Origin of the sequence: Streptomyces sp. NPDC046465 (genome assembly GCF_040646035.1) — a bacterium.
Classification (GTDB): Bacteria; Actinomycetota; Actinomycetes; order Streptomycetales; family Streptomycetaceae; genus Streptomyces.
Map to the genome: position 1 here is coordinate 216,810 of NZ_JBEYZK010000007.1, position 19,085 is coordinate 235,894.

General features: G+C 70.6%; 18 protein-coding genes and 1 tRNA gene. 6 read left to right on the forward strand and 13 right to left on the reverse strand.

Annotated features, from left to right (window positions below; genetic code table 11):
* Nucleotides 1-17 precede the first annotated feature (17 nt).
* Nucleotides 18-704, forward strand: coding sequence for a rhomboid-like protein (locus ABZ953_RS13395; protein ID WP_361721552.1), 687 nt, complete (start codon nucleotides 18-20; stop codon nucleotides 702-704).
* Here the strand turns inward: ABZ953_RS13395 and ABZ953_RS13400 are convergent.
* Nucleotides 682-1,437, reverse strand: coding sequence for a thioredoxin domain-containing protein (locus tag ABZ953_RS13400; RefSeq protein WP_361721555.1), 756 nt, complete (start codon nucleotides 1,435-1,437; stop codon nucleotides 682-684). The two genes, ABZ953_RS13395 and ABZ953_RS13400, sit on opposite strands and share 23 nt — an antisense overlap.
* A 141-nt stretch (nucleotides 1,438-1,578) precedes the next feature.
* Here ABZ953_RS13400 and ABZ953_RS13405 point away from each other — a divergent pair, with 141 nt between their 5' ends.
* Nucleotides 1,579-3,000 (forward strand): FAD-dependent oxidoreductase, encoded by a 1,422-nt coding sequence (locus ABZ953_RS13405; RefSeq protein ID WP_361721558.1) that lies wholly within the window; start codon nucleotides 1,579-1,581, stop codon nucleotides 2,998-3,000.
* 93 nt (nucleotides 3,001-3,093) lie between these two features.
* Here the strand turns inward: ABZ953_RS13405 and ABZ953_RS13410 are convergent, their stop codons facing one another.
* A complete protein-coding gene (locus ABZ953_RS13410; RefSeq protein WP_361721562.1) occupies nucleotides 3,094-5,043 on the reverse strand; it encodes a restriction endonuclease in 1,950 nt (649 codons plus the stop codon).
* A gap of 137 nt (nucleotides 5,044-5,180) precedes the next feature.
* Nucleotides 5,181-5,254 (reverse strand) — tRNA-Thr (locus ABZ953_RS13415).
* Between the two features lie 214 nt (nucleotides 5,255-5,468).
* Between ABZ953_RS13415 and ugpC the strand changes: the two genes are divergently transcribed.
* From ugpC to ABZ953_RS13430, 3 genes are all read left to right on the forward strand, one after another.
* The gene (gene ugpC, locus ABZ953_RS13420; RefSeq protein WP_361721565.1) at nucleotides 5,469-6,605 is read left to right on the forward strand and encodes a sn-glycerol-3-phosphate ABC transporter ATP-binding protein UgpC; all 1,137 of its coding nucleotides are present in this window, start codon (nucleotides 5,469-5,471) and stop codon (nucleotides 6,603-6,605) included.
* Nucleotides 6,606-6,806: 201 nt separating this feature from the next.
* Nucleotides 6,807-7,262 (forward strand): hypothetical protein, encoded by a 456-nt coding sequence (locus ABZ953_RS13425; RefSeq protein WP_361721568.1) that lies wholly within the window; start codon nucleotides 6,807-6,809, stop codon nucleotides 7,260-7,262.
* A gap of 78 nt (nucleotides 7,263-7,340) precedes the next feature.
* Nucleotides 7,341-8,063: a nucleotidyltransferase family protein gene (locus ABZ953_RS13430; protein WP_361721571.1), complete on the forward strand. Its 723-nt coding sequence runs from the start codon at nucleotides 7,341-7,343 to the stop codon at nucleotides 8,061-8,063.
* Nucleotides 8,064-8,152: 89 nt separating this feature from the next.
* On the opposite strand, the gene ABZ953_RS13435 is transcribed toward ABZ953_RS13430, so the two are convergent.
* From ABZ953_RS13435 to ABZ953_RS13470, 8 genes are all read right to left on the reverse strand, one after another.
* Nucleotides 8,153-9,820 (reverse strand): DoxX family membrane protein, encoded by a 1,668-nt coding sequence (locus ABZ953_RS13435; RefSeq protein WP_361721574.1) that lies wholly within the window; start codon nucleotides 9,818-9,820, stop codon nucleotides 8,153-8,155.
* Nucleotides 9,821-9,983: 163 nt separating this feature from the next.
* Nucleotides 9,984-10,928, reverse strand: a complete 945-nt coding sequence (rlmB, locus tag ABZ953_RS13440) for a 23S rRNA (guanosine(2251)-2'-O)-methyltransferase RlmB (RefSeq protein ID WP_361721577.1) — start codon at nucleotides 10,926-10,928, stop codon at nucleotides 9,984-9,986.
* 108 nt (nucleotides 10,929-11,036) lie between these two features.
* Nucleotides 11,037-12,440 carry a cysteine--tRNA ligase gene (gene cysS / locus ABZ953_RS13445; protein ID WP_361721580.1) on the reverse strand — a complete coding sequence of 468 codons (1,404 nt, stop codon included), beginning with the start codon at nucleotides 12,438-12,440 and terminating at the stop codon, nucleotides 11,037-11,039.
* A gap of 90 nt (nucleotides 12,441-12,530) precedes the next feature.
* Nucleotides 12,531-12,881, reverse strand: a complete 351-nt coding sequence (locus ABZ953_RS13450) for a PPOX class F420-dependent oxidoreductase (protein ID WP_361721930.1) — start codon at nucleotides 12,879-12,881, stop codon at nucleotides 12,531-12,533.
* A gap of 75 nt (nucleotides 12,882-12,956) precedes the next feature.
* Nucleotides 12,957-13,361, reverse strand: a complete 405-nt coding sequence (locus ABZ953_RS13455) for a PPOX class F420-dependent oxidoreductase (RefSeq protein ID WP_361721583.1) — start codon at nucleotides 13,359-13,361, stop codon at nucleotides 12,957-12,959.
* A gap of 124 nt (nucleotides 13,362-13,485) precedes the next feature.
* Nucleotides 13,486-14,022 (reverse strand): 2-C-methyl-D-erythritol 2,4-cyclodiphosphate synthase, encoded by a 537-nt coding sequence (gene ispF, locus ABZ953_RS13460; protein ID WP_361721586.1) that lies wholly within the window; start codon nucleotides 14,020-14,022, stop codon nucleotides 13,486-13,488.
* Nucleotides 14,012-14,743, reverse strand: a complete 732-nt coding sequence (gene ispD / locus ABZ953_RS13465) for a 2-C-methyl-D-erythritol 4-phosphate cytidylyltransferase (protein WP_361721589.1) — start codon at nucleotides 14,741-14,743, stop codon at nucleotides 14,012-14,014. The genes ispF and ispD overlap by 11 nt, the downstream gene beginning before the upstream one ends.
* A gap of 319 nt (nucleotides 14,744-15,062) precedes the next feature.
* Nucleotides 15,063-15,545 (reverse strand): CarD family transcriptional regulator, encoded by a 483-nt coding sequence (locus tag ABZ953_RS13470; RefSeq protein ID WP_003953493.1) that lies wholly within the window; start codon nucleotides 15,543-15,545, stop codon nucleotides 15,063-15,065.
* Nucleotides 15,546-16,193: 648 nt separating this feature from the next.
* Between ABZ953_RS13470 and ABZ953_RS13475 the strand changes: the two genes are divergently transcribed.
* Complete coding sequence (locus tag ABZ953_RS13475) at nucleotides 16,194-16,949, forward strand: copper chaperone PCu(A)C (RefSeq protein WP_361721592.1); 756 nt, start codon at nucleotides 16,194-16,196, stop codon at nucleotides 16,947-16,949.
* 107 nt (nucleotides 16,950-17,056) lie between these two features.
* On the opposite strand, the gene ABZ953_RS13480 is transcribed toward ABZ953_RS13475, so the two are convergent.
* Complete coding sequence (locus tag ABZ953_RS13480) at nucleotides 17,057-17,737, reverse strand: response regulator transcription factor (protein WP_030362171.1); 681 nt, start codon at nucleotides 17,735-17,737, stop codon at nucleotides 17,057-17,059.
* On the reverse strand, nucleotides 17,734-19,002 hold the full coding sequence (locus tag ABZ953_RS13485) for an ATP-binding protein (protein ID WP_361721595.1): 1,269 nt from the start codon (nucleotides 19,000-19,002) through the stop codon (nucleotides 17,734-17,736). The genes ABZ953_RS13480 and ABZ953_RS13485 overlap by 4 nt, the downstream gene beginning before the upstream one ends.
* Nucleotides 19,003-19,085 lie beyond the last annotated feature (83 nt).

The following is a 19,085-nucleotide window of genomic DNA, read 5'->3' on the forward strand; positions in this document are numbered from 1 at the left end:
CGCGGCGTGAGGGCTTCATGAGGGCTTTTCGGGAGGTGGCGGGGGCCGCCCGCAGGGGCACCGCGGCCGTCACCTCATACATCCGCTCATACATCCGCAGCGCCCCGGGAACGTACATCTGGCTGGCGGCTCTCTTCGTGACGGCCGTCGCGATGCACCACATGTCGCCGGAGTTCGAGGCCGAGTTCCTGCGCCAGCGCTCCACGAACATCCACGAACTGTCGCGGAACCCGGTGCGGGTGCTGATCTCCAGCGCGTTCTGGATCGACGGCGGCGGCTGGCTGTCGTACGCCGTCCTCTACACGGTGTTCCACGCGAGCGCCGAGCGGAGCTTCGGCACCCGGCGCTGGCTGGCGGTGGCGGCGCTCGCCCACGTCCTCGCCACGCTCGTCAGCGAGGGCGTCCTCGCGCTCGCCGTCCACCACGGGGCGGCGCCCCGTTCGGCGGTCAACACCCTTGATGTCGGGGTGAGTTACGCGCTGGCGGGCGTGGTCGCCGTCCTCACGTACCGGATTCCCGCGCCATGGCGGTACGGGTATCTCCTCGTCGTCGTCGCGGTGTACGGCACCCCGCTGATCACGGGCAGGACCTTCACCGACCTGGGCCACTTCACCGCGGTCCTGATCGGTCTGGCCTGCTATCCGCTGACGCGGGGCGCCGCACACCACGCGCGGGGACGGGTCAGGAAATGCCCGCCGCCTTGAGTTGCTCGGCGAACGCGGGCTGCTCGTACAGGGCGTTGCCGTCGGCCTTCTTCCCGTCGATGACGACGGTCGGCGTGCCCTGGACGCCGTCGCCGGAGAAGGTGTCCATCGCCTCACCGACCCACTTCTTGTACGTGCCGCCCTTGACCGCCTTGTCGAAGGCGCCGCCGCGCAAGCCGTCGACCTTGCCCGCGATCTTCAGCAGGAAGGCCGGGGTGTAGGCGTCGTCCGTCTCCTCCGCGGGCTGGTGGGCGAAGACGACGGCGTGGAACTGCGGGAACTTGCCTGCCTCAACGGACGCCCGGAGCGCGTTCGCCGCGTTCACCGAGCCGCTGCCGCCGAGGCTCTTGTCGAGGAACGAGGCGATCGTGTACTCGACCTTGACCTTGCCGTCGGCGACCGGCTTCACCAGCGCCTGCGCCCCGCCGTCCTCGAACTTCTTGCAGAACGGGCAGCGCGGGTCCTCGTACACCTTGACCGTATGCTTGGCCTTCGGGTCGCCGACGGTGATCACGCCGCCCTTCACCGACGCGGGCACGTCGGCGAGTCCGGTACCGGCGGCCGCGGACGCCGACGCCGACGGCTTGTCGCCGCCGCCACCGTTGCTGCCGTTGCCACCACTGTCACCGTTCTCGTCGGGGCCGCAGGCGGACGCGGCCACCCCGATCAGCGCCGCCGCTGCCACCGCGACGGCGACGCGCCCGGCCATGCGCCCGGCCTTGTGTACGGCCATGAGTAGAGCCCTCCAGATTTCAACACGTACCGCTCAAAGTATCGGAATCTATCCCGCGCCCCGGCCGCCGAAGGACCCACCCCTCGGGACCAAGGCCCCGACCCCTCCACAAGGCCCCCACCTGCGCAGTAACGTCCGCTCATGAGCAGCACGAGCAACACGCGGCACGGGACCGGCGCGGTCAACGGCGGCATATCGTTCTGGTACGCGGACCAGGGCCTGCCCACCGCCCGCGAGCCCCTGACCGCCGACACGACGGCAGACGTCTGCATCGTCGGCGGCGGCTACACGGGCCTGTGGACCGCGTACTACCTGAAGAAAGCCGCCCCCTTCCTGCGCGTCACCGTCCTGGAGCAGAAGTTCTGCGGCTACGGCGCCTCCGGCCGCAACGGCGGCTGGCTCTACAACGGCATCGCGGGCCGCGACCGCTACGCCAAGCTGCACGGCCACGAAGCGGCGGTCCGCCTCCAGGGCGCGATGAACGATACGGTCGACGAGGTGATCAGAGCCGCCGCCGAGGAGCAGATCGAGGCGGACATCCACCACGGCGGCGTCCTCGAAATCGCGTACACCCCGGCGCAGTTGGCCCGTCTGAAGGCATTCCACGAGACGGAACTCTCGTACGGCGAGAAGGACCGCACCCTGCACGGCGCCCGCGAGACGGCCGAGCGGGTACGGGTGGCGGGCGCCGTCGCCTCGACCTGGACCCCGCACGGCGCGCGCCTGCACCCCGTGAAGCTGGTGAAGGGCCTGGCGTCGGCCGTCGAGGCGCTCGGCGTCACGATCCACGAATCCACCCCGGTCACGGAGATCAGGCCCAAACACGCCATCACCCCGTTCGGCACCGTCCGCGCCCCCTACGTCCTGCGCTGCACGGAAGGCTTCACGGCCTCCCTCAAGGGCCAGCGCCGCACCTGGCTCCCCATGAACTCCTCAATGATCGCGACGGAGCCGCTGTCGGCCTCCCAGTGGGAGTCGATCGGCTGGGAGGGCCGCGAGACGCTAGGCGACATGGCGCACGCGTACATGTACGCCCAGCGCACCGCCGACGGCCGCATCGCGCTCGGCGGCCGCGGCGTCCCGTACCGCTACGGATCGAAGACGGACAACGACGGCCGCACGCAGCCCGCCACGATCGACTCCCTCCAGGCCATCCTCACCCGCTTCTTCCCCCAGCTCGCCGGCGTCCCGATCGCGCACGCCTGGTCCGGCGTCCTCGGCGTCCCCCGCGACTGGTGCGCCACGGTCACCCTGGACCGCGCCACGGGCCTCGGCTGGGCGGGCGGCTACGTCGGCTCGGGCGTCGCCACCGCCAACCTCGCCGCCCGCACCCTGCGCGACCTGGTCCAACAGGACTCGGGCCAGGCGGGCCCCACGGACCTGACGACCCTCCCCTGGGTCAACCACAAGGTCCGCAAATGGGAACCGGAGCCGTTCCGCTGGCTCGGCGTCCACGGCATGTACGCCACCTACTCAGCAGCCGACCACCGCGAACAAACCACCCACACGGCCACCTCATCGCGCCTGGCCCAGTGGGCGGACAGGGTGGCGGGCCGCCACTGAGCCGAGGGGGGGGAGACCTCGTAGGCGGCCTCCCCTCTCTCTCCGCCATTCGCCCTCTCCGTCATCCGACGTCTCCGTCATCCGACGTCTCCGTCATTCGACGTCGATCCCGAACTCCCTGACCAGTTCCTCCAGTCCGCCCGCATACCCCTTCCCGCCCACCACGAAGCTCCAGTCCCCGCTCGACCGCCGTCTGAACGACCCCAGGACCAGCGCGGTCTCCCCCGGCCTGCCGTCCGACACCGCCACCTGGTCCAGCTCCGCGCCGTCCGCGCCCCGCAGCCGGACGCCGGCGCCGGTGAACCCGGCGAGGTCGGCCTCGGGATCGGCCTCGGGATCCACCGCCGCCACCAGCACAAGTCGGTCGGCCGCCACCGGCAGTTCGTCGAACGCCACCCGGACCGCGGCCCGGTCCCCCGCGAAACCGCCCAGCATCCGCACCGACCCTTCGGGCGTCCGGACGTTGTTGTAGAAGACGAAGTGGCTGTCGCTCAGGACGCGGCTCCCCCGGCACACCAGCGCGCACATGTCCAGCGCCACCCGGCCCGTCCACGACATGCCCACCACGTTGTAGTCACCGCCGTTGTGGTCACCGGTGCCGTCTCCGCTCTCACCGTTCGGTTCCGTCCCGGCCCCGGCCCCGGCCCCCGACCGCGGAACCGCTGCCCCCTCGACACCACCCAACCGACCGCGCATTCCGCAGCGGTGCAGCAGGTCGACCAGATCCGAACCCGGCACCAGCGTCAGCGGTTTCCCGTTGGCGAACGTGTAGGAGCCGGGGCCGAACCCCGACGTCGTCACCAGTACTCCTTTGTTGGCGCCCGCCCCCTGGACCGTGCCGAACAGGTCCCGCACCGCGCTCGGCGGCACGGTGTTCCGGTACCGCTTCACCTGCACGACGATCTTTCCGCCACTGATCGGATCCGGGTCGACCGCGTCCACGTCGACACCCCCGTCGTGCGAGCGCTGCGTCGTCACCGCCTGCAGTCCCCGCGCGCGGAACAGATCGGCGACCAGCGCCTCGAACTCCGCCGGATCCATCTCGAGCAGGTCCGGCTCCTCCTCGCCCCCGCGGGCCACCACGCCGGAACCGACCCGTTCGGGAAGCCGCCCCGGGGGCACCGCCATCCGCTGGTCCGGCCGCACGGACAGTCGGCCGTGCAACCCGTCGACCAGGCAGTCCACCGGACTCACCGACTCCAGGCGCAGCCGGGCGAACGCCTCCGCCTCGACCATCACCGTGGCCAGGACGATGTCCGCACGCAGCCCCGTGGCCGGATCGAAGTCGTCCACGAAGCCGTTCAACGCGACCGCGGAGAGGATCCCGAACTCGTCGGCGGCGAAGAGATCGCGCAGGGCCAGCAGGACGCACTGCGCCAGCACGCTCCGGTACAGGGATCTCCGCTGCCCGACCGGTCTCGGGATCTCCCGCTGCTGGTCCGAACCGACGAAGTACCGGACGAGCCGGGCCGTCGGCACCACCTCGTACGCGGGCAGCTCCCAGTTCAGGACCAGTTGCCGCACCGCCGGGTCGAAGGCAGCGGCCACCTGCCGCGGAAACCCGTCGGGCCACCCGCTCGACGCGTACAGAGCCGCGGAGAAGTAGTCCACCACCGTCGCCGGGTCACCGTCGCGCAGCGCGCCCGTCAGCTCGGCCACGCGCGCGTTGTGTGCGCGGATCTCGCTCAGCCGCGCCGCGCTGTGCCTGTCGTAGTCGGGCCGGTGCCCGACGGGTTCCTCCCGCAGCAGCGAAGCGACGCGGAACGCCGGGGCCCGGCACCCGGCCGCCAGGAGCCCCGACAGGGACTCCACCCGCACATCCAGCTCCTCCGTGAACCGACGGGCGTCCGCCTCGCACCGCAGCCGGTACTCCGCCTGCCGCCCGCGCTGCATCCGCGCCGTGTCCCGCTCGTGGTTCCGCTGCCGTCGCAGCTCCTCGCGCTGCCGCCGCCGCTCCGTACGAAGCTCCGCTTCCCGCTGCCGCTGCTGCTGGCGCTGTGTTTCGGCCCATGCCCCTATCAGGCCACTCGAACGACCGCTCATATCGCCCGTCCCCCTTGCGCACTGCCCCGGAAACCAAGTGTGCCGGAGGGGGAAGGGCGGGGACCACAGGTCGGGCGGTAGCACTTCGGACACCACGAAGCCCAGGTCAGGATGATCCTGACCTGGGCTTTCGATCGAGCCCCCTGTCGGATTCGAACCGACGACCTACGCATTACAAGTGCGTTGCTCTGGCCATCTGAGCTAAGGAGGCACACCCGCACGGACCCGAACAGATCGTGCCCGTGCAGTGTAACCAACACCGCCCGTGCGGCCGTCGAAAATTTTGGCGAAGGTCGGCGCGCTCCGACTACTGACAGACCTGTGACCTCCGGGGTACGGTCACGAGCAGTTCACTCAGGTGGACTACACCACTCCCTCTACTCGGATCGTCCGGCACGTTCCTGCCGGTGAAGGGGGCCCTCACCATGGCCACTGTTTCGTTCGACAAGGCGACCCGCATCTACCCGGGTGGCGACAAGCCCGCCGTCGACCAGCTCGAGCTCGATGTCGCGGACGGCGAATTCCTCGTACTCGTCGGGCCGTCCGGCTGCGGCAAGTCCACCTCGCTCCGCATGCTCGCGGGGCTCGAGGACGTGAACGCAGGCGCCATCCGCATCGGCGACCGCGACGTCACGCACCTGCCGCCGAAGGACCGGGACATCGCCATGGTGTTCCAGAACTACGCGCTCTACCCGCACATGACCGTCGCCGACAACATGGGCTTCGCCCTGAAGATCGCCGGCGTCAACAAGGCCGAGATCCGCCAGAAGGTCGAGGACGCGGCGAAGATCCTCGACCTCACCGACTACCTGGCCCGCAAGCCCAAGGCCCTCTCCGGCGGTCAGCGTCAGCGTGTCGCCATGGGCCGCGCCATCGTGCGTGAGCCGCAGGTCTTCCTCATGGACGAGCCGCTGTCGAACCTCGACGCCAAGCTCCGTGTCTCGACCCGTACGCAGATCGCCTCGCTCCAGCGGCGCCTCGGCATCACCACCGTGTACGTCACCCACGACCAGGTCGAGGCCATGACCATGGGCGACCGCGTCGCCGTGCTCAAGGACGGGCTGCTCCAGCAGGTCGACTCGCCGCGCAACATGTACGACCGCCCGGCCAACCTCTTCGTCGCGGGCTTCATCGGCTCCCCCGCCATGAACCTCGTCGAGGTCCCGATCACCGACGGCGGCGTGAAGTTCGGCAACTCGGTGGTTCCCGTGAACCGCGAGGCGCTCTCCGCCGCCGCCGACCGCGGCGACCGCACCGTCACCGTCGGCGTCCGCCCGGAGCACTTCGACATCATCGAGCAGGACGGCTCCACGGCGAAGTCCCTCTCCAAGGAGACCGAGGACGCCCCGGCCGGTCTCGCCGTCTCCGTGAACGTCGTCGAGGAGCTCGGCGCCGACGGCTACGTCTACGGCAGCGCCGAGGTCGGCGGCGAGCACAAGGACCTCGTGGTCCGCGTCAACGGCCGCCGCGTCCCGGAGAAGGGCGCCCAGCTGCACGTCGTACCGCGTCCGGGTGAGACCCACGTGTTCTCGACCTCGACGGGCGAGCGCCTCACCGACTGACACCCGCTCACCAGCGACGCGCAGGGCCCCGCACTTCGGTGCGGGGCCCTGCGCGTTCACCCATGTTGTCGACAAATACCCCGGCAGACCGGTCATTTCACCGCCGCCCCGTCAACACCGCTCCAGAAAAACCTCATTCTCCGTCCCTCAACCGAGTGACTAAATGTCGCCAAATCATCACCTAGCGCTACGCTCACTCGCGTGACGCACTCCGCCAACTACACCCAGAAGCCGCGCCGATCCCATCGGGGACCCGCCCGCCGAGTCGGCCGCACGCTCGCCCTCGTCCTGCCCGTGATGCTGGTGCTCTCCGGGACCCTCGCGGTCACCAGCGTCAATTGGTCGGGGAACTCCTCGGACTCGATGCTCACCGCATCCGCCGACAACCTCTCCAAGCCCGCCAAGGCCCGCGCCCCGCACGACGTGCTGCGCGACCGGCTCCTCCTCGAACTCCAGGAGGAGAACCCGGGCGTCGCGCTCACCCACCTTCAACAGGAGGTGAACCGCCATCCCTCGCTCGCCCGGCACTGTGCCGCGCTCGCCCGCGCACTCGGCCGCGCCGCCGTGCGGGTGTACGGCCCCAGCCGCGCCCAGTCGTACGCCAGGCCCGTCTGCGACACGTCCTACGCCACGGGCGTGGCCCGGTACGCCCATTGAGTCGTCCGGTGAGTCGTCCGGCGCCCGATGACCGGGGTCCGGGGCCCGGCCCCGCGACGTCCGTTTATCGTGCAGTGCATGACTGCTGACCCGCCTCCCAGGCAAGCCGTGATCCTCGCCGGAGGCCAAGGCTCCCGGCTCCGCCCGTACACCGACGACCGGCCCAAGCCGATGGTCGAGATCCCCGGCACGGGGACCCCGATCATCGGCCATCAGCTTGCCTGGCTGGCCGCGGAGGGCGTGACGGACGCCGTCGTCTCCTGCGGCCACCTCGCCGAGGTCCTCCAGGAGTGGCTGGACTCCGCCGACCTGCCGCTGAACGTCACCACGGTCGTCGAGAAGGAACCGCTCGGCCGCGGCGGCGGCCTCAAGTACGCCGCCCGCCACCTGCCGCACGCGGACCAGCCCTGGTACGCGACGAACGGCGACATCTGGACCCGCTTCTCGCTGCGCGACATGGCGGCCTTCCACGCCGAGCGCGACGCCACCGCGACCCTCGCCCTGGCCCGCCCCCGCATCCCGTGGGGCGTCGTCGAGACGGACGCGTTCGGCCACATCACGGACTTCATCGAGGCCCCGCCGTCCCCGTACCTCATCAACGCGGGCGTGTACGTCTTCTCGGACGCCTTCACCGCGCTCCTGCCCGACCTCGGCGACCACGAGCGCACCACGTTCCCGCGGCTGGCCCGGGAGAAGCGCCTCGCGGGCTTCCCGCTGCCGCAGGGCGCCTACTGGCGGGCGATCGACACCGCAAAGGACCTCACCGAGGCCGCCAAGGAGCTTGCCGCGCAGGCCCGTTGAGGGCCCCTGCCGTACGCACGCCGACGGGGCCCCGCGCACATCTCGCGCGGGGCCCCGTCGGCGTAGGGGGAACAGCGGGGTCAAGACGCTCAGTGGCCGAGTACGCCGCCCAGCAGGCCGCCCGGCTTCTCGCCCCCGGCGCCGCCCGAAGCGGAGCCCGTACCGGCCGCGCCGCCCGCCCCGCCGGAACCGCCGCTGGACGACGGGCCCGCGGTCGTGGCCGACGGCTGCTGCGGCGCCGACTGCTGCGGCGGTGCCTGGCCCGCCGTGCCGCTGCCCCGCGGCCGGCTGGGCTGGGACGAGCCTGCCGTGGCCGACTCGCGGGTACGGGCCGCGCCCGGCGCCGTGGCGCCCTGCGTGGGGCTCGCGGAGCTGCCCTGCGTCGGGGAGGCGCCCGCCGACGCCGTGGGGCTCTGCGACTGCCGGTGCTGCCGCTTCTTCGCGGGGTCCCCGGGGAGCGGGGAGCCCGGCAGTTCGTTGCGCGGCGCCTCGCCGGGACCGGGCGCGGTGACACGGTCCGCGTCCCGCACCGCGCCGCCCAGCATCGAGCCGATGAGCAGCGTCAGACCGACCACGACAGAGCCGATCAGAGCGCCGCGCCGCAGCACGCGCCGCCGCAGGTCCCAGATGTCGACCCGCGGCCCGAGCGTGCGCCAGGCCTCGCCCGCGAGGCGTCCGTCGATGGAGTAGACGGGCGCGCCCGCGATGATCAGCGGCGACCAGGCGGCGAGGTAGATGATGTCCGGCGCGTCGTAGGCGGGGACGGTCTTCCAGCTCACGGTGACGATGAGCGCCGCCGACAGCAGCACGCCGATCGAGGCGGCGACCCGCTGCCAGAGACCGAGCACCGTCAGGACGCCGACGACGACCTGGAGGAAGGCGATGAACAGCCCGGCGCCCACCGGGTGCTGGAGGGCGAAGTCGCGCAGCGGCTCGGCGAGCGCCCAAGGGTGCAGCGAGTTCAGCCACTTGACCATGGAGCCGCGTTCGCCGCCGTCGAAGTAGACGGGGTCGCAGAGCTTGCCCATGCCGGCGTAGACGGAGATGAACCCGAGGAAGACGCGCAGCGGCAGCAGCACGACGCCGAGGTTCATGCGGCGGCCGGGGTAGTAGGCGTGCCGGACCGGGTCCGAGCCGTGCCTGCGGGTCCGCTCGCCGCCCGCGTCGTCGTCCTCGTACGCGTCGTACGCGTCGTACGCGTCGTCGTCCTCGTACGCGTTGTCGGCGTCCTGCTGGGCGAGGCGCTCGTCGTAGTCGCTGCCGGGCAGCCGCATATGGGGCAGCAGCCGGGTCCCTGGTTCGGGGGTGCGCGGCCCGATGAGAGCGGGCGTCTCGGCGGTCTCCGGGCCCTCGTCGGCCTCGATGCGCGGGATGACCTGCGTGGCGCCCGCGTCGTCGCGGGGACCCGCCTCTTCGGCCGAACGGCGCACGCTGTTGCCGCGCACGGCCTGCAGCAGTCTGATCGCGCCGGTGTCGTCCGGATCGGACTTCCCGCTCCAGACGACGGGCGCGCGACGCTTGGCGGCCGACCCGACGGCGGAAATGCGCACCGTGTCGTCGGGAGTGCCCAAGTGCCTTGAGATACGCGGGGATTGAGTGCGCCCAACGGCGGGAAGCTGCACGCGGAAACTCGCGTGATTGACGATGACCTGCGCCGGGTCGCTCGGCACCTTCACCATGCTCAGCGCGGGAGCATCGTCGAAACCTGACGAGCTTCCCCCCGTGGGAGTGCGGGGTGTTCTGGTGTCCACACTCATCTAACCGAGTGATGTGTGTTTAGGACACTGCCTTGACCTTGGGGAAATGTCCGGGCCGCGTCAAGAGATCACCGCGGCCCGGACACCTGGAACGATCAGACCGGACATCCGGAACGATCAGATCCGTCGGATCCGTCGGATCAGATCCGTCGGATCCGTCGGATCAGACCCGCCGGCGCGAGGCCTCGTACAGCACGATCCCCGCCGCCACACCGGCGTTCAGGGACTCCGCGCCACCCGGCATCGGAATCCGCACCCGGTAGTCGCAGGTCTCCCCGACGAGGCGGGACAGGCCCTTGCCCTCGCTGCCGACGACCACGACGACCGGGCCGTTGAGCGCCGGAAGGTCACCGACCTCCTTCTCCCCGTCGGCGGCGAGGCCGACGACGGCGATGCCCGCCTTCTTGTACGCCTCCAGGGCGCGCGTCAGGTTGGTGCACCGGGCGACGGGCGTCCGGGCGGCGGTGCCCGCGGACGACTTCCACGCGCCCGCCGTCATTCCGGCGGCGCGCCGCTCGGGGACGAGGACGCCGTGGCCGCCGAAGGCGGAGACGGAGCGGACGACGGCACCGAGGTTGCGCGGGTCCGTCACGCCGTCGAGCGCGACGATCAGCGGGTCCTGGCCCTCGTCGTACGCGGCGGCGGCGAGGTCCTCGGGGTGCGCGTACTCGTACGGCGGGACCTGGAGGACGAGGCCCTGGTGGTTCAGGCCGTTCGTCATGCGGTCAAGCTCGGGCCGCGGCGCCTCCATGAGGTGGATGCCGCCGCGCTCGGCCGCGAGCTGCAGCGCCTCGCGGACCCGCTCGTCGTTGTCGATGAACTGCTGGACGTAGAGCGTGGTGGCGGGGACGCCGTCGCGCAGCGCCTCGAAGACCGGGTTGCGGCCGACGACCATCTCGGACGTGCCCTTGCCACCGCGGTTCTTGGCCACGGGACGGCGTCCTGCCGCCTTCTTGGCCTTGGCGGTGGCGACGCGGTTCTTCACATGCCCCTTGCGCGCCTCGGCGGGCGGCGTCGGACCCTTGCCCTCGAGGCCGCGGCGCCGATTGCCGCCGCTGCCGACCTGCGCGCCCTTCTTGCCGGACATGCGGCGGTTGTTAGCGGCCATGACCTACCTGTCTGTTGTGATGCGTGGGCGCGTACGTGCGTACGCGCACGGGTGTACGTCTATGAAGTGTGCCGCCCGGAAGGCCGGGCGGCACATCAGCGGTGTCGCTCAGCGCGGACCGAGCGTCCAGCGGGGGCCTGTCGGGCTGTCCTCGATGACGAGGCCCGACTGGTTCAGCTGGTCGCGGATGGCGTCGGCGCTGGCGTAGTCCTTGCGGCCGCGGGCGGCCTCGCGCTGGTCGAGGACCAGGCGCACCAGGGTGTCGACCACGCCGTGCAGGTCCTCGCCCCGGTCGCTCGCTCCGCCGTCCCAGTGCGGGTCGAGCGGGTCGAGGCCGAGGACACCGAGCATGGCCCGCACCTCGGCGAGGCGCGCCACGGCGGCTTCCTTGTCGTCGGCGGCCAGCGCGCTGTTGCCCTGGCGGACCGTGGTGTGCACGATGGCGAGCGCCTGCGGGACGCCCATGTCGTCGTCCATGGCGTCGGCGAACGCGGGCGGCACCTGGGCGGCGGGTTCCACGATCCCGCCGGCCTTCTCCACCACGCGCTGTACGAAGCCCTCGATGCGGGCGAACGCGGACTCGGCCTCGCGCAGGGCCTCCGGGCTGTACTCGATCATCGAGCGGTAGTGCGGGGTGCCCAGGTAGTAGCGCAGGACGATGGGCCGCCACTGCTTGACCATCTCGCTGACGAGGACCGAGTTCCCGAGGGACTTCGACATCTTCTCGCCGCTCATGGTGACCCAGCCGTTGTGCACCCAGTAGCGCGCGAACGCGTCGCCGAAGGCCTTGGCCTGGGCGATCTCGTTCTCGTGGTGCGGGAAGATCAGGTCGATCCCGCCGCCGTGGATGTCGAACTCGCGGCCCAGGTACTTGTGGGCCATCGCCGAGCACTCCAGGTGCCAGCCGGGGCGGCCGCGGCCCCAGGGGGTCTCCCAGCTGGGCTCCCCCTCCTTGGCGGCCTTCCACATGGCGAAGTCGCGCGGGTCGCGCTTGCCGGTCTCGCCCTCGCCGGAGGGCTGGCGCAGCTCGTCGAGGTCCTGGTTGGAGAGTTCCAGGTAGCCGGGGAAGGAGCGCACGTCGAAGTAGATGTTGCCCTCGGCCTCGTACGCGTGGCCGCGCTCGATGAGGCCGCGCATCATCTCGACCATCTCGGTGATGTGGCCGGTCGCCCGCGGCTCGTACGTGGGCGGGAGGCAGCCGAGCGCGTCGTATCCGCTGTTGAAGGCGCGCTCGTTCGCGTACCCGATCGACCACCAGGGGCGGTCCTGCTCGGCCGACTTCTTGATGATCTTGTCGTCGATGTCGGTCACGTTCCGCACGAACGTCACGTCGTAGCCGCGGTAGGCGAACCAGCGGCGCATGATGTCGAAGTTCAGGCCCGAGCGGATGTGCCCGATGTGCGGGGCCGCCTGCACCGTGGCACCACAGAGGTAGATCGAGACGCAGCCGTCGTTGAGGGGGCTGAAGTCACGGATCTGCCGGGCGCTGGTGTCGTACAGGCGAATCGTCACCACTCCAGGGTAGTGGTCGCGGGGCAGTGCCCTGTGCCCCCTTGGGCGACAGGGCACCGAACTGTGACGTCACCCGCCACGCGGCGACCTTCAGATGCTGCCGACCACCTTGCGCGCGGCCACCCGCACGACCACCCGTTCGCTGTCGTCCTTGGACGACGGGTTGAACTCCGCGTACGGCTTCCCCGTGTACTTCATCGACAGCTCGTCGATGAGCTCCTGCCCGCCCTCCGTCGTCATCGTCGCCGTGCCACGGATCTCCGCGTACGTATACGGGGCGTCGAACGGCTGCACCAGCACCGTCACCCGCGGATCACGCCGCAGGTTCTTCTCCTTGCGACGGCCGACGGTGGTCGAGAACAACACCTCGTCCCCGTCCCGCTTCACCCAGACCGGCGACAGCTGCGGACTGCCGTCGGGCTGAATCGTCGCCACGGTGATGCTGCATCCATCAGCGGGCTCCGCCCGCGGGCAGGGGGACAGCCGTCCGGCCCTCCCGCGGAGCGAACGCGGCCCTCAGATGCTGCCGACCACCTTGCGCGCGGCCACCCGCACGACCACCCGTTCGCTGTCGTCCTTGGACGACGGGTTGAACTCCGCGTACGGCTTGCCCGTGTACTTCACCGACAGCTCGTCGATGAGCTCCTGCCCGCCCTCCGTCGTCATCGTCGCCGTGCCACGGATCTCCGCGTACGTATACGGGGCGTCGAACGGCTGCACCAGCACCGTCACCCGCGGATCACGCCGCAGGTTCTTCTCCTTGCGACGGCCGACGGTGGTCGAGAACAACACCTCGTCCCCGTCCCGCTTCACCCAGACCGGCGACAGCTGCGGACTGCCATCGGGCTGAATCGTCGCCACGGTGATGAAGACGGGGGTGTCGAGCAGCTCCTTGAGCTGGTCGGACAGTGCGGCGGCCATGGGGCTCACTCCTTCGAGAGGGGGGTGGTCGTAAGCCTTGTACAGGGCTTACGTACGGGGCTTACAGGTGGGGCTTATCGCCCTATTGCCCCGTACGCGGCTTATGACTACCCCGCTGCCCCTCTCAGGACGACGTACGTACGACCAACGCGGTGGCGACCGCCGCGAGCCCGTCGCCGCGGCCCGGGAACCCCAGGCCGTCGGTGGTGGCCCCGGAGACGGACACGGGCGCGCCGGCCGCCTCGGAGAGGACCTTCTGCGCCTCGTCCCTGCGCTTGCCGATCTTCGGGCGGTCGCCGATGACCTGCACGGCGACGTTGCCGACGGTGAAGCCTGCGTCCCGGACGATGCGGGCGGCCTCGGTGAGCAGTGTCAGGCCGGACGCGCCGGACCACTCCGGGCGTCCGGTGCCGAAGTGCGCGCCGAGGTCGCCGAGGCCCGCCGCGGAGAACAGCGCGTTGCAGGCGGCGTGCGCGACGACGTCGGCGTCGGAGTGCCCGGCGAGCCCGGGGCCCTCGTCCTCCCACTTCAGGCCCGCGCACCACAGCTCGCGGCCCTCTTCGAAGGCGTGGATGTCGGTGCCGATGCCGACCTGCGGGAGCAGTACGGGGGCGGGGATCTCAGAAGCGGGGGTCTCAGAAGCGGGGATCTCAGAAGCCATCGTTGGCCCTCCTGCGGGCGAGAACGGCCTCGGCGAGCACGAGGTCCAAGGGGCGCGTCACCTTGAAGGCCTCCTCGTGGCCGGGCACGACGACGACGGGCAGCCCCAGCTGCTCGACCATGCTCGCGTCGTCCGTGACGTTCTCGGTGACGCATTCGTGGGCGCGTACGAGCGTGGCCCGGTCGAAGCCCTGCGGGGTCTGCACCGCGCGCAACCGCGCACGCTCGGGCGTCGCCACGACGGGCTCGGGCCCACCCGGCTCGGAGGCGGGCTCGACCTGCTTGACGGTGTCGGTCAGCGGCAGCGCGGGGACCACGGCGGGCGCTCCGTCGCGTACCGCCCCGATGACGCCGTCGACTGTGTCGACGGGCACGAGCGGGCGGGCCGCGTCGTGCACGAGCACGATGTCGAAGCCGGGCGGCAGCGCGTCGAGACCGGCCCGCACGGAGTCCTGGCGGCTCTCCCCGCCGGGCACGACGACGAAGTCGGTCCGCTCGGGCAGCGCGTGGTCGTCGAGGAGGGTCTTGACCTCGGGGGCGCCGTCCGGCGGTGCCACCACGACGACGAGGGAGACGGCGCGGGACTCCGCCATGGCGCGCACGGCGTGGATGAGCATCGGGGTGCCGTTCAGCGCGCGAAGCGCTTTGGGGGCGCCGGGGCCGAGGCGCACGCCCCGCCCCGCCGCGGGAATGACCACCGCGGTACGGGATTCGCTAGACATCGGTTCCGTTCAGGTTTGTGTGCTCGACCGACATGGGTATGGCCACACCGTGCCGGGCGGGACGGACGCCTTGACCGGACCCTTCCGTGACATTCGGTCGAGTCAGGCCGCCCGAGCCCGGCACGTCAGCACGAAGCATGGTCCCGCCGGCACGAAGCATGGTCCTTGGGTGCGAAAGACGACCTGCGTACGAAAGAGGATCCGGGTACGAACATGCCGCAGCGCCCGGCGACTCCCAGAAGGGTCAGCGGGCACCGCGGCATTGCTGCGCCGATTCAGCGCGGAACCGCCGAGGCAGAGGTGCCTCGGGCCATCCGCGTCAGGACGCGAGGACCTCGTCCAGCAGGGCCTCGGCCTTGTCCTCGTTCGTATTCTCCGCGAGGGCGAGCTCGCTCACCAGGATCTGGCGGGCCTTGGCGAGCATGCGCTTCTCGCCGGCCGACAGTCCACGCTCCCGCTCACGACGCCACAGGTCACGTACGACTTCCGCGACCTTGATGACATCGCCGGAGGCGAGCTTCTCGAGATTTGCCTTGTAGCGACGCGACCAGTTCGTGGGCTCTTCGGCATACGGCGCGCGCAGTACTTCGAAGACCCGGTCGAGGCCGTCCTGCCCGACCACATCACGCACACCGACGAACTCCGCATTGTCCGCTGGCACACGTACCGTCAGGTCGCCCTGGGCGACCTTCAGCACCAAGTAGGTCTTGTCCACGCCTTTGATCTGGCGAGTTTCGATAGCCTCGATCAGCGCGGCCCCGTGATGGGGATAGACCACGGTGTCGCCAACCTTGAACGTCATGTGACAGGTACCCCTTCCGTGGCTATCCATCCTAACACGAGAATCGCCTCTTCTGAATGGCGTTTTCGCAGGTCAGGGCATATCTCGGGGCTTGACAACAGCAACAGGAACGTGCTGCGGAGGGCCCTCGGAACGGGGTATTCGCAGGTCGGAGCGGCTCTCCGGGGAGCCGGAAACGCGCCCGATACGCGCCCCCGAAGAGCGTCAGGGACGGCCGAACGTCCCGGTTTGCGCGGTTCCAAGCGGTGAACTTTCGATACTCCGTTCGGAGGTCGCAGAGGTGTGCCGAGCGCCGCCCGACGCGATTCCCGAATTGATCAAGCCGCCGGATGATCAATTTCCGGACTACCCCCGCATTCCTTACCGGAAATCCGCAGGACGGAGCAGAAGACGGGGCACGGGAGCTCTTGGCGGCGCTTATACGAATGCCGGGCGGCGGGGACTTTGAGGCGCGTGAGACGCGGGGCATCCGATGGGGCCCGCGCTCCCCGGCGGCGCGCCGGACGCGTCGGACTGGTCTTAAGGGGCGGGTCGGGTGCGGTGGTGCGGGAACGGCTCGGTAACCTAAGCGCGCTGACACACCCTTAGGGCGGCTTTACGGTCGCCCGACCGTCCTGTACCGCCCACGTTCAAGGAGTTGCCGCCGCCGTGAGCCGCAGCCTTCGACGCGGCGCCCTCGCCGCCACCGCCATCGCGTTCTCGCTTGCGTCGCTCTCCGCGTGCGCCGCAGGCAACAACGCTCAGACGATGGAGGTCAAGCCGGACAACGCGGCGACCTCCGTCGGCGACATCAAGATCCAGAACGCCATGGTCATCACGCAGCCGGACCCCGAGTCCAAGGGCCCGGCCGCGGTCTCCGCGACGATCTTCAACACCGGCGACAAGCCCGAGACCCTGAACGCCATCGCGGTCGACGGCTCGTCCAAGAAGGCCAAGCTCACGCCGGGCAAGGACGACAAGGCCTCCAAGCCGAACGGTCCGCTGACCATCCCGGCCGGCGGCTCCGTCGTCATCGGCGGCAAGAACAACGCCTCCGCTGTCCTGCCCGTGAGCCGCGAGTCCGTCAAGGACGGCAACGCGCAGCCGGTCACCTTCTCGTTCCGCAAGACCGGCGACGTGAAGATGGAAGCGTTCGTCGTCCCCGCGGAGAGCTACTTCAGCAAGTGGGGGCCGAGCGAGGTTCCGCAGTCGCCGGACGAGAAGCCGGAGAAGCCCATCAAGTCCGGCGAGCCGACGCCGAACGGCTCCGGCGACCCGTCCCACAAGGCGTCCGACGGCCCGGGTTCGAAGCCGTCGGGCTCCGCGTCGCACAATGCGGGCACGGGCACGGGTTCCGGCACGGGCACGGGTTCCGGCACGGACGCCGGTGACGGTGCTGACGCCGGTGCCGGTGCCGAGCACTGATCGGCGTACGTCACCCAGCACGGCAGACACGGCAGACATGACATGAAGGGCGGGACCCCGACCGGGGGTCCCGCCCTTCATGCCGTTGCGAGGCCGTGTGTGGCGGCCTACGGCTCGAACTTGTAGCCCAGGCCGCGGACGGTCACCAGATAGCGCGGCGCCCCCGGGTCCGGCTCGATCTTGGCGCGCAGGCGCTTGACGTGGACGTCGAGGGTCTTGGTGTCCCCCACGTAGTCCGCACCCCAGACGCGGTCGATGAGCTGCATACGGGTGAGGACGCGGCCCGCGTTGCGCAGGAGCATCTCCAGGAGGTCGAACTCCTTGAGGGGCAGGTCGACCTTGGAGCCGGAGACCGTCACCACGTGGCGGTCCACGTCCATGCGGACCGGGCCGGCCTCCAGGGCCTGCGGGGCGACCTCCTCCGGCTCGCCCCGGCGGCGCAGCACCGCGCGGATGCGGGCGACCAGTTCGCGCGAGGAGAAGGGCTTGGTGACGTAGTCATCGGCTCCTATCTCCAGGCCGACCACCTTGTCGATCTCGCTGTCCTTGGCGGTGACCATGATCACCGGGACGTTGGAGCGACTGCGCAGCTGACGGCAGACCTCGGTGCCGGGCAGGCCCGGCAGCATCAGGTCGAGCAGGACGAGGTCGGCGCCGTTGCGCTCGAATTCGTCGAGTCCGTCCGGGCCTGTCGCCGCGATGGCGACTTCGAAGCCCTCCTTGCGGAGCATGTAGGACAGAGCGTCGCTGAAGGATTCCTCGTCCTCGACGACGAGCACTCGGGTCACGGAAGGACCTCCGGGGCAGGAATGGGTTCGTACGTGGTGGTCGCGGCGGACTCGCCCGGTGAGGTGGTCTCTTCGTCGAGTCCGCCGCCGCCGTGGCCGTTTCCGCGGTCGCGGTGTGCGGCCGCCTCGGGCAGCCGCAGGGTGAAGGTGGAGCCCTGTCCCTCGGAGCTCCACACGGTGACCTCCCCGCCGTGCGAGGCGGCCACGTGCTTGACGATGGCGAGGCCGAGGCCGGTGCCGCCGGTGGCCCGGGAGCGGGCCGGGTCTACGCGGTAGAAGCGCTCGAAGATGCGCTCCTTGTCCTTGTCGGAGATGCCGATGCCCTGGTCGGTGACCGCGACCTCGATGAGGTCCCCGCCGGGTGCGGTGACCCGGCGGGCGGCTATGCCCACGCGGGTGCGGGCCGGACTGTAGTTCACGGCGTTCTCGACGAGGTTGCCGAGGGCCGCCGCGAGCTGGCCGCGGTTGCCCCAGATCTGCAGCTCGGCGGCGCCGCCCGCGGCCATGGTGATCTGCTTGTGGGAGGCCTGGTGACGGCTGCGGTCGATCGCCTCCGCCACCAGTTCGTCGACGCGGACGGGTTCGGCGTCCTCCAAGGGGTCGTCGTTCTGCACCCGGGAGAGGTCGATGAGCTCCTGGACGAGGCTGGTCAGGCGGGTCGCCTCTATCTGCATGCGGCCCGCGAAGCGCTCGACGGCCTCGGGGTCCTCGGAGGCGTCCATGACGGCCTCGGAGAGGAGGCTGAGGGCGCCCACGGGGGTCTTCAGCTCGTGGCTCACGTTCGCGACGAAGTCACGGCGGACGGCCTCGATGCGGCGGGCCTCCGTGAGGTCCTCGACCAGGAGGAGCACAAGGCGCGAGCCGAGCGGCGCCACCCGCGCGGAGACCGCGAGGGCCTCACCGCGGCCGGTGCCGCGCCGGGGCAGGTCCAGCTCGACCTGGCGTATCTCCCCGTCGCGGCGGGTGTCGCGGGCCATCTGCAGCATCGGCTCGACGGCGAGCTTCCCGCCGCGTACGAGCCCCAGGGCGTACGCGGCCGAGCTGGCCTTGACCACGCTGTCGGCCTCGTCGAGGACGACAGCGGAGGAGCGCAGTACGGAGAGCACCGTGTCCACGCCCGGTGGGAGTACGGGGTCGGTGTGCAGGGAGGTCCGGGTGGGGCGTTTCTGGTCGCGCTCGCTCCATCGGAACGCCAGCATGGCGATGACACCGGTGCACACTCCGGCGATCGCTGCCGCTGCGGCGACCGCCGCGTTCACGTCCATGTCTCCAGGTTATGCGCCGGTTCGGTGTCGCCCACAGCCAAACGGGTGCCGCCTCGAACACTCGTCGCCCAGAGTTCACCGTG

What these genes read in the sequence shown, in the direction of transcription:
- ABZ953_RS13395 (WP_361721552.1), top strand. Translation starts at nt 18, where the DNA reads ATGAGGGCTTTTCGGGAGGTGGCGGGGGCCGCCCGCAGGGGCACCGCG.
- ABZ953_RS13400 (WP_361721555.1), bottom strand. Translation starts at nt 1,437, where the DNA reads ATGGCCGTACACAAGGCCGGGCGCATGGCCGGGCGCGTCGCCGTCGCG.
- ABZ953_RS13405 (WP_361721558.1), top strand. Translation starts at nt 1,579, where the DNA reads ATGAGCAGCACGAGCAACACGCGGCACGGGACCGGCGCGGTCAACGGC.
- ABZ953_RS13410 (WP_361721562.1), bottom strand. Translation starts at nt 5,043, where the DNA reads ATGAGCGGTCGTTCGAGTGGCCTGATAGGGGCATGGGCCGAAACACAG.
- ugpC (WP_361721565.1), top strand. Translation starts at nt 5,469, where the DNA reads ATGGCCACTGTTTCGTTCGACAAGGCGACCCGCATCTACCCGGGTGGC.
- ABZ953_RS13430 (WP_361721571.1), top strand. Translation starts at nt 7,341, where the DNA reads ATGACTGCTGACCCGCCTCCCAGGCAAGCCGTGATCCTCGCCGGAGGC.
- ABZ953_RS13435 (WP_361721574.1), bottom strand. Translation starts at nt 9,820, where the DNA reads ATGAGTGTGGACACCAGAACACCCCGCACTCCCACGGGGGGAAGCTCG.
- rlmB (WP_361721577.1), bottom strand. Translation starts at nt 10,928, where the DNA reads ATGGCCGCTAACAACCGCCGCATGTCCGGCAAGAAGGGCGCGCAGGTC.
- ABZ953_RS13455 (WP_361721583.1), bottom strand. Translation starts at nt 13,361, where the DNA reads ATGGCCGCCGCACTGTCCGACCAGCTCAAGGAGCTGCTCGACACCCCC.
- ispF (WP_361721586.1), bottom strand. Translation starts at nt 14,022, where the DNA reads ATGGCTTCTGAGATCCCCGCTTCTGAGACCCCCGCTTCTGAGATCCCC.
- ispD (WP_361721589.1), bottom strand. Translation starts at nt 14,743, where the DNA reads ATGTCTAGCGAATCCCGTACCGCGGTGGTCATTCCCGCGGCGGGGCGG.
- ABZ953_RS13470 (WP_003953493.1), bottom strand. Translation starts at nt 15,545, where the DNA reads ATGACGTTCAAGGTTGGCGACACCGTGGTCTATCCCCATCACGGGGCC.
- ABZ953_RS13485 (WP_361721595.1), bottom strand. Translation starts at nt 19,002, where the DNA reads ATGGACGTGAACGCGGCGGTCGCCGCAGCGGCAGCGATCGCCGGAGTG.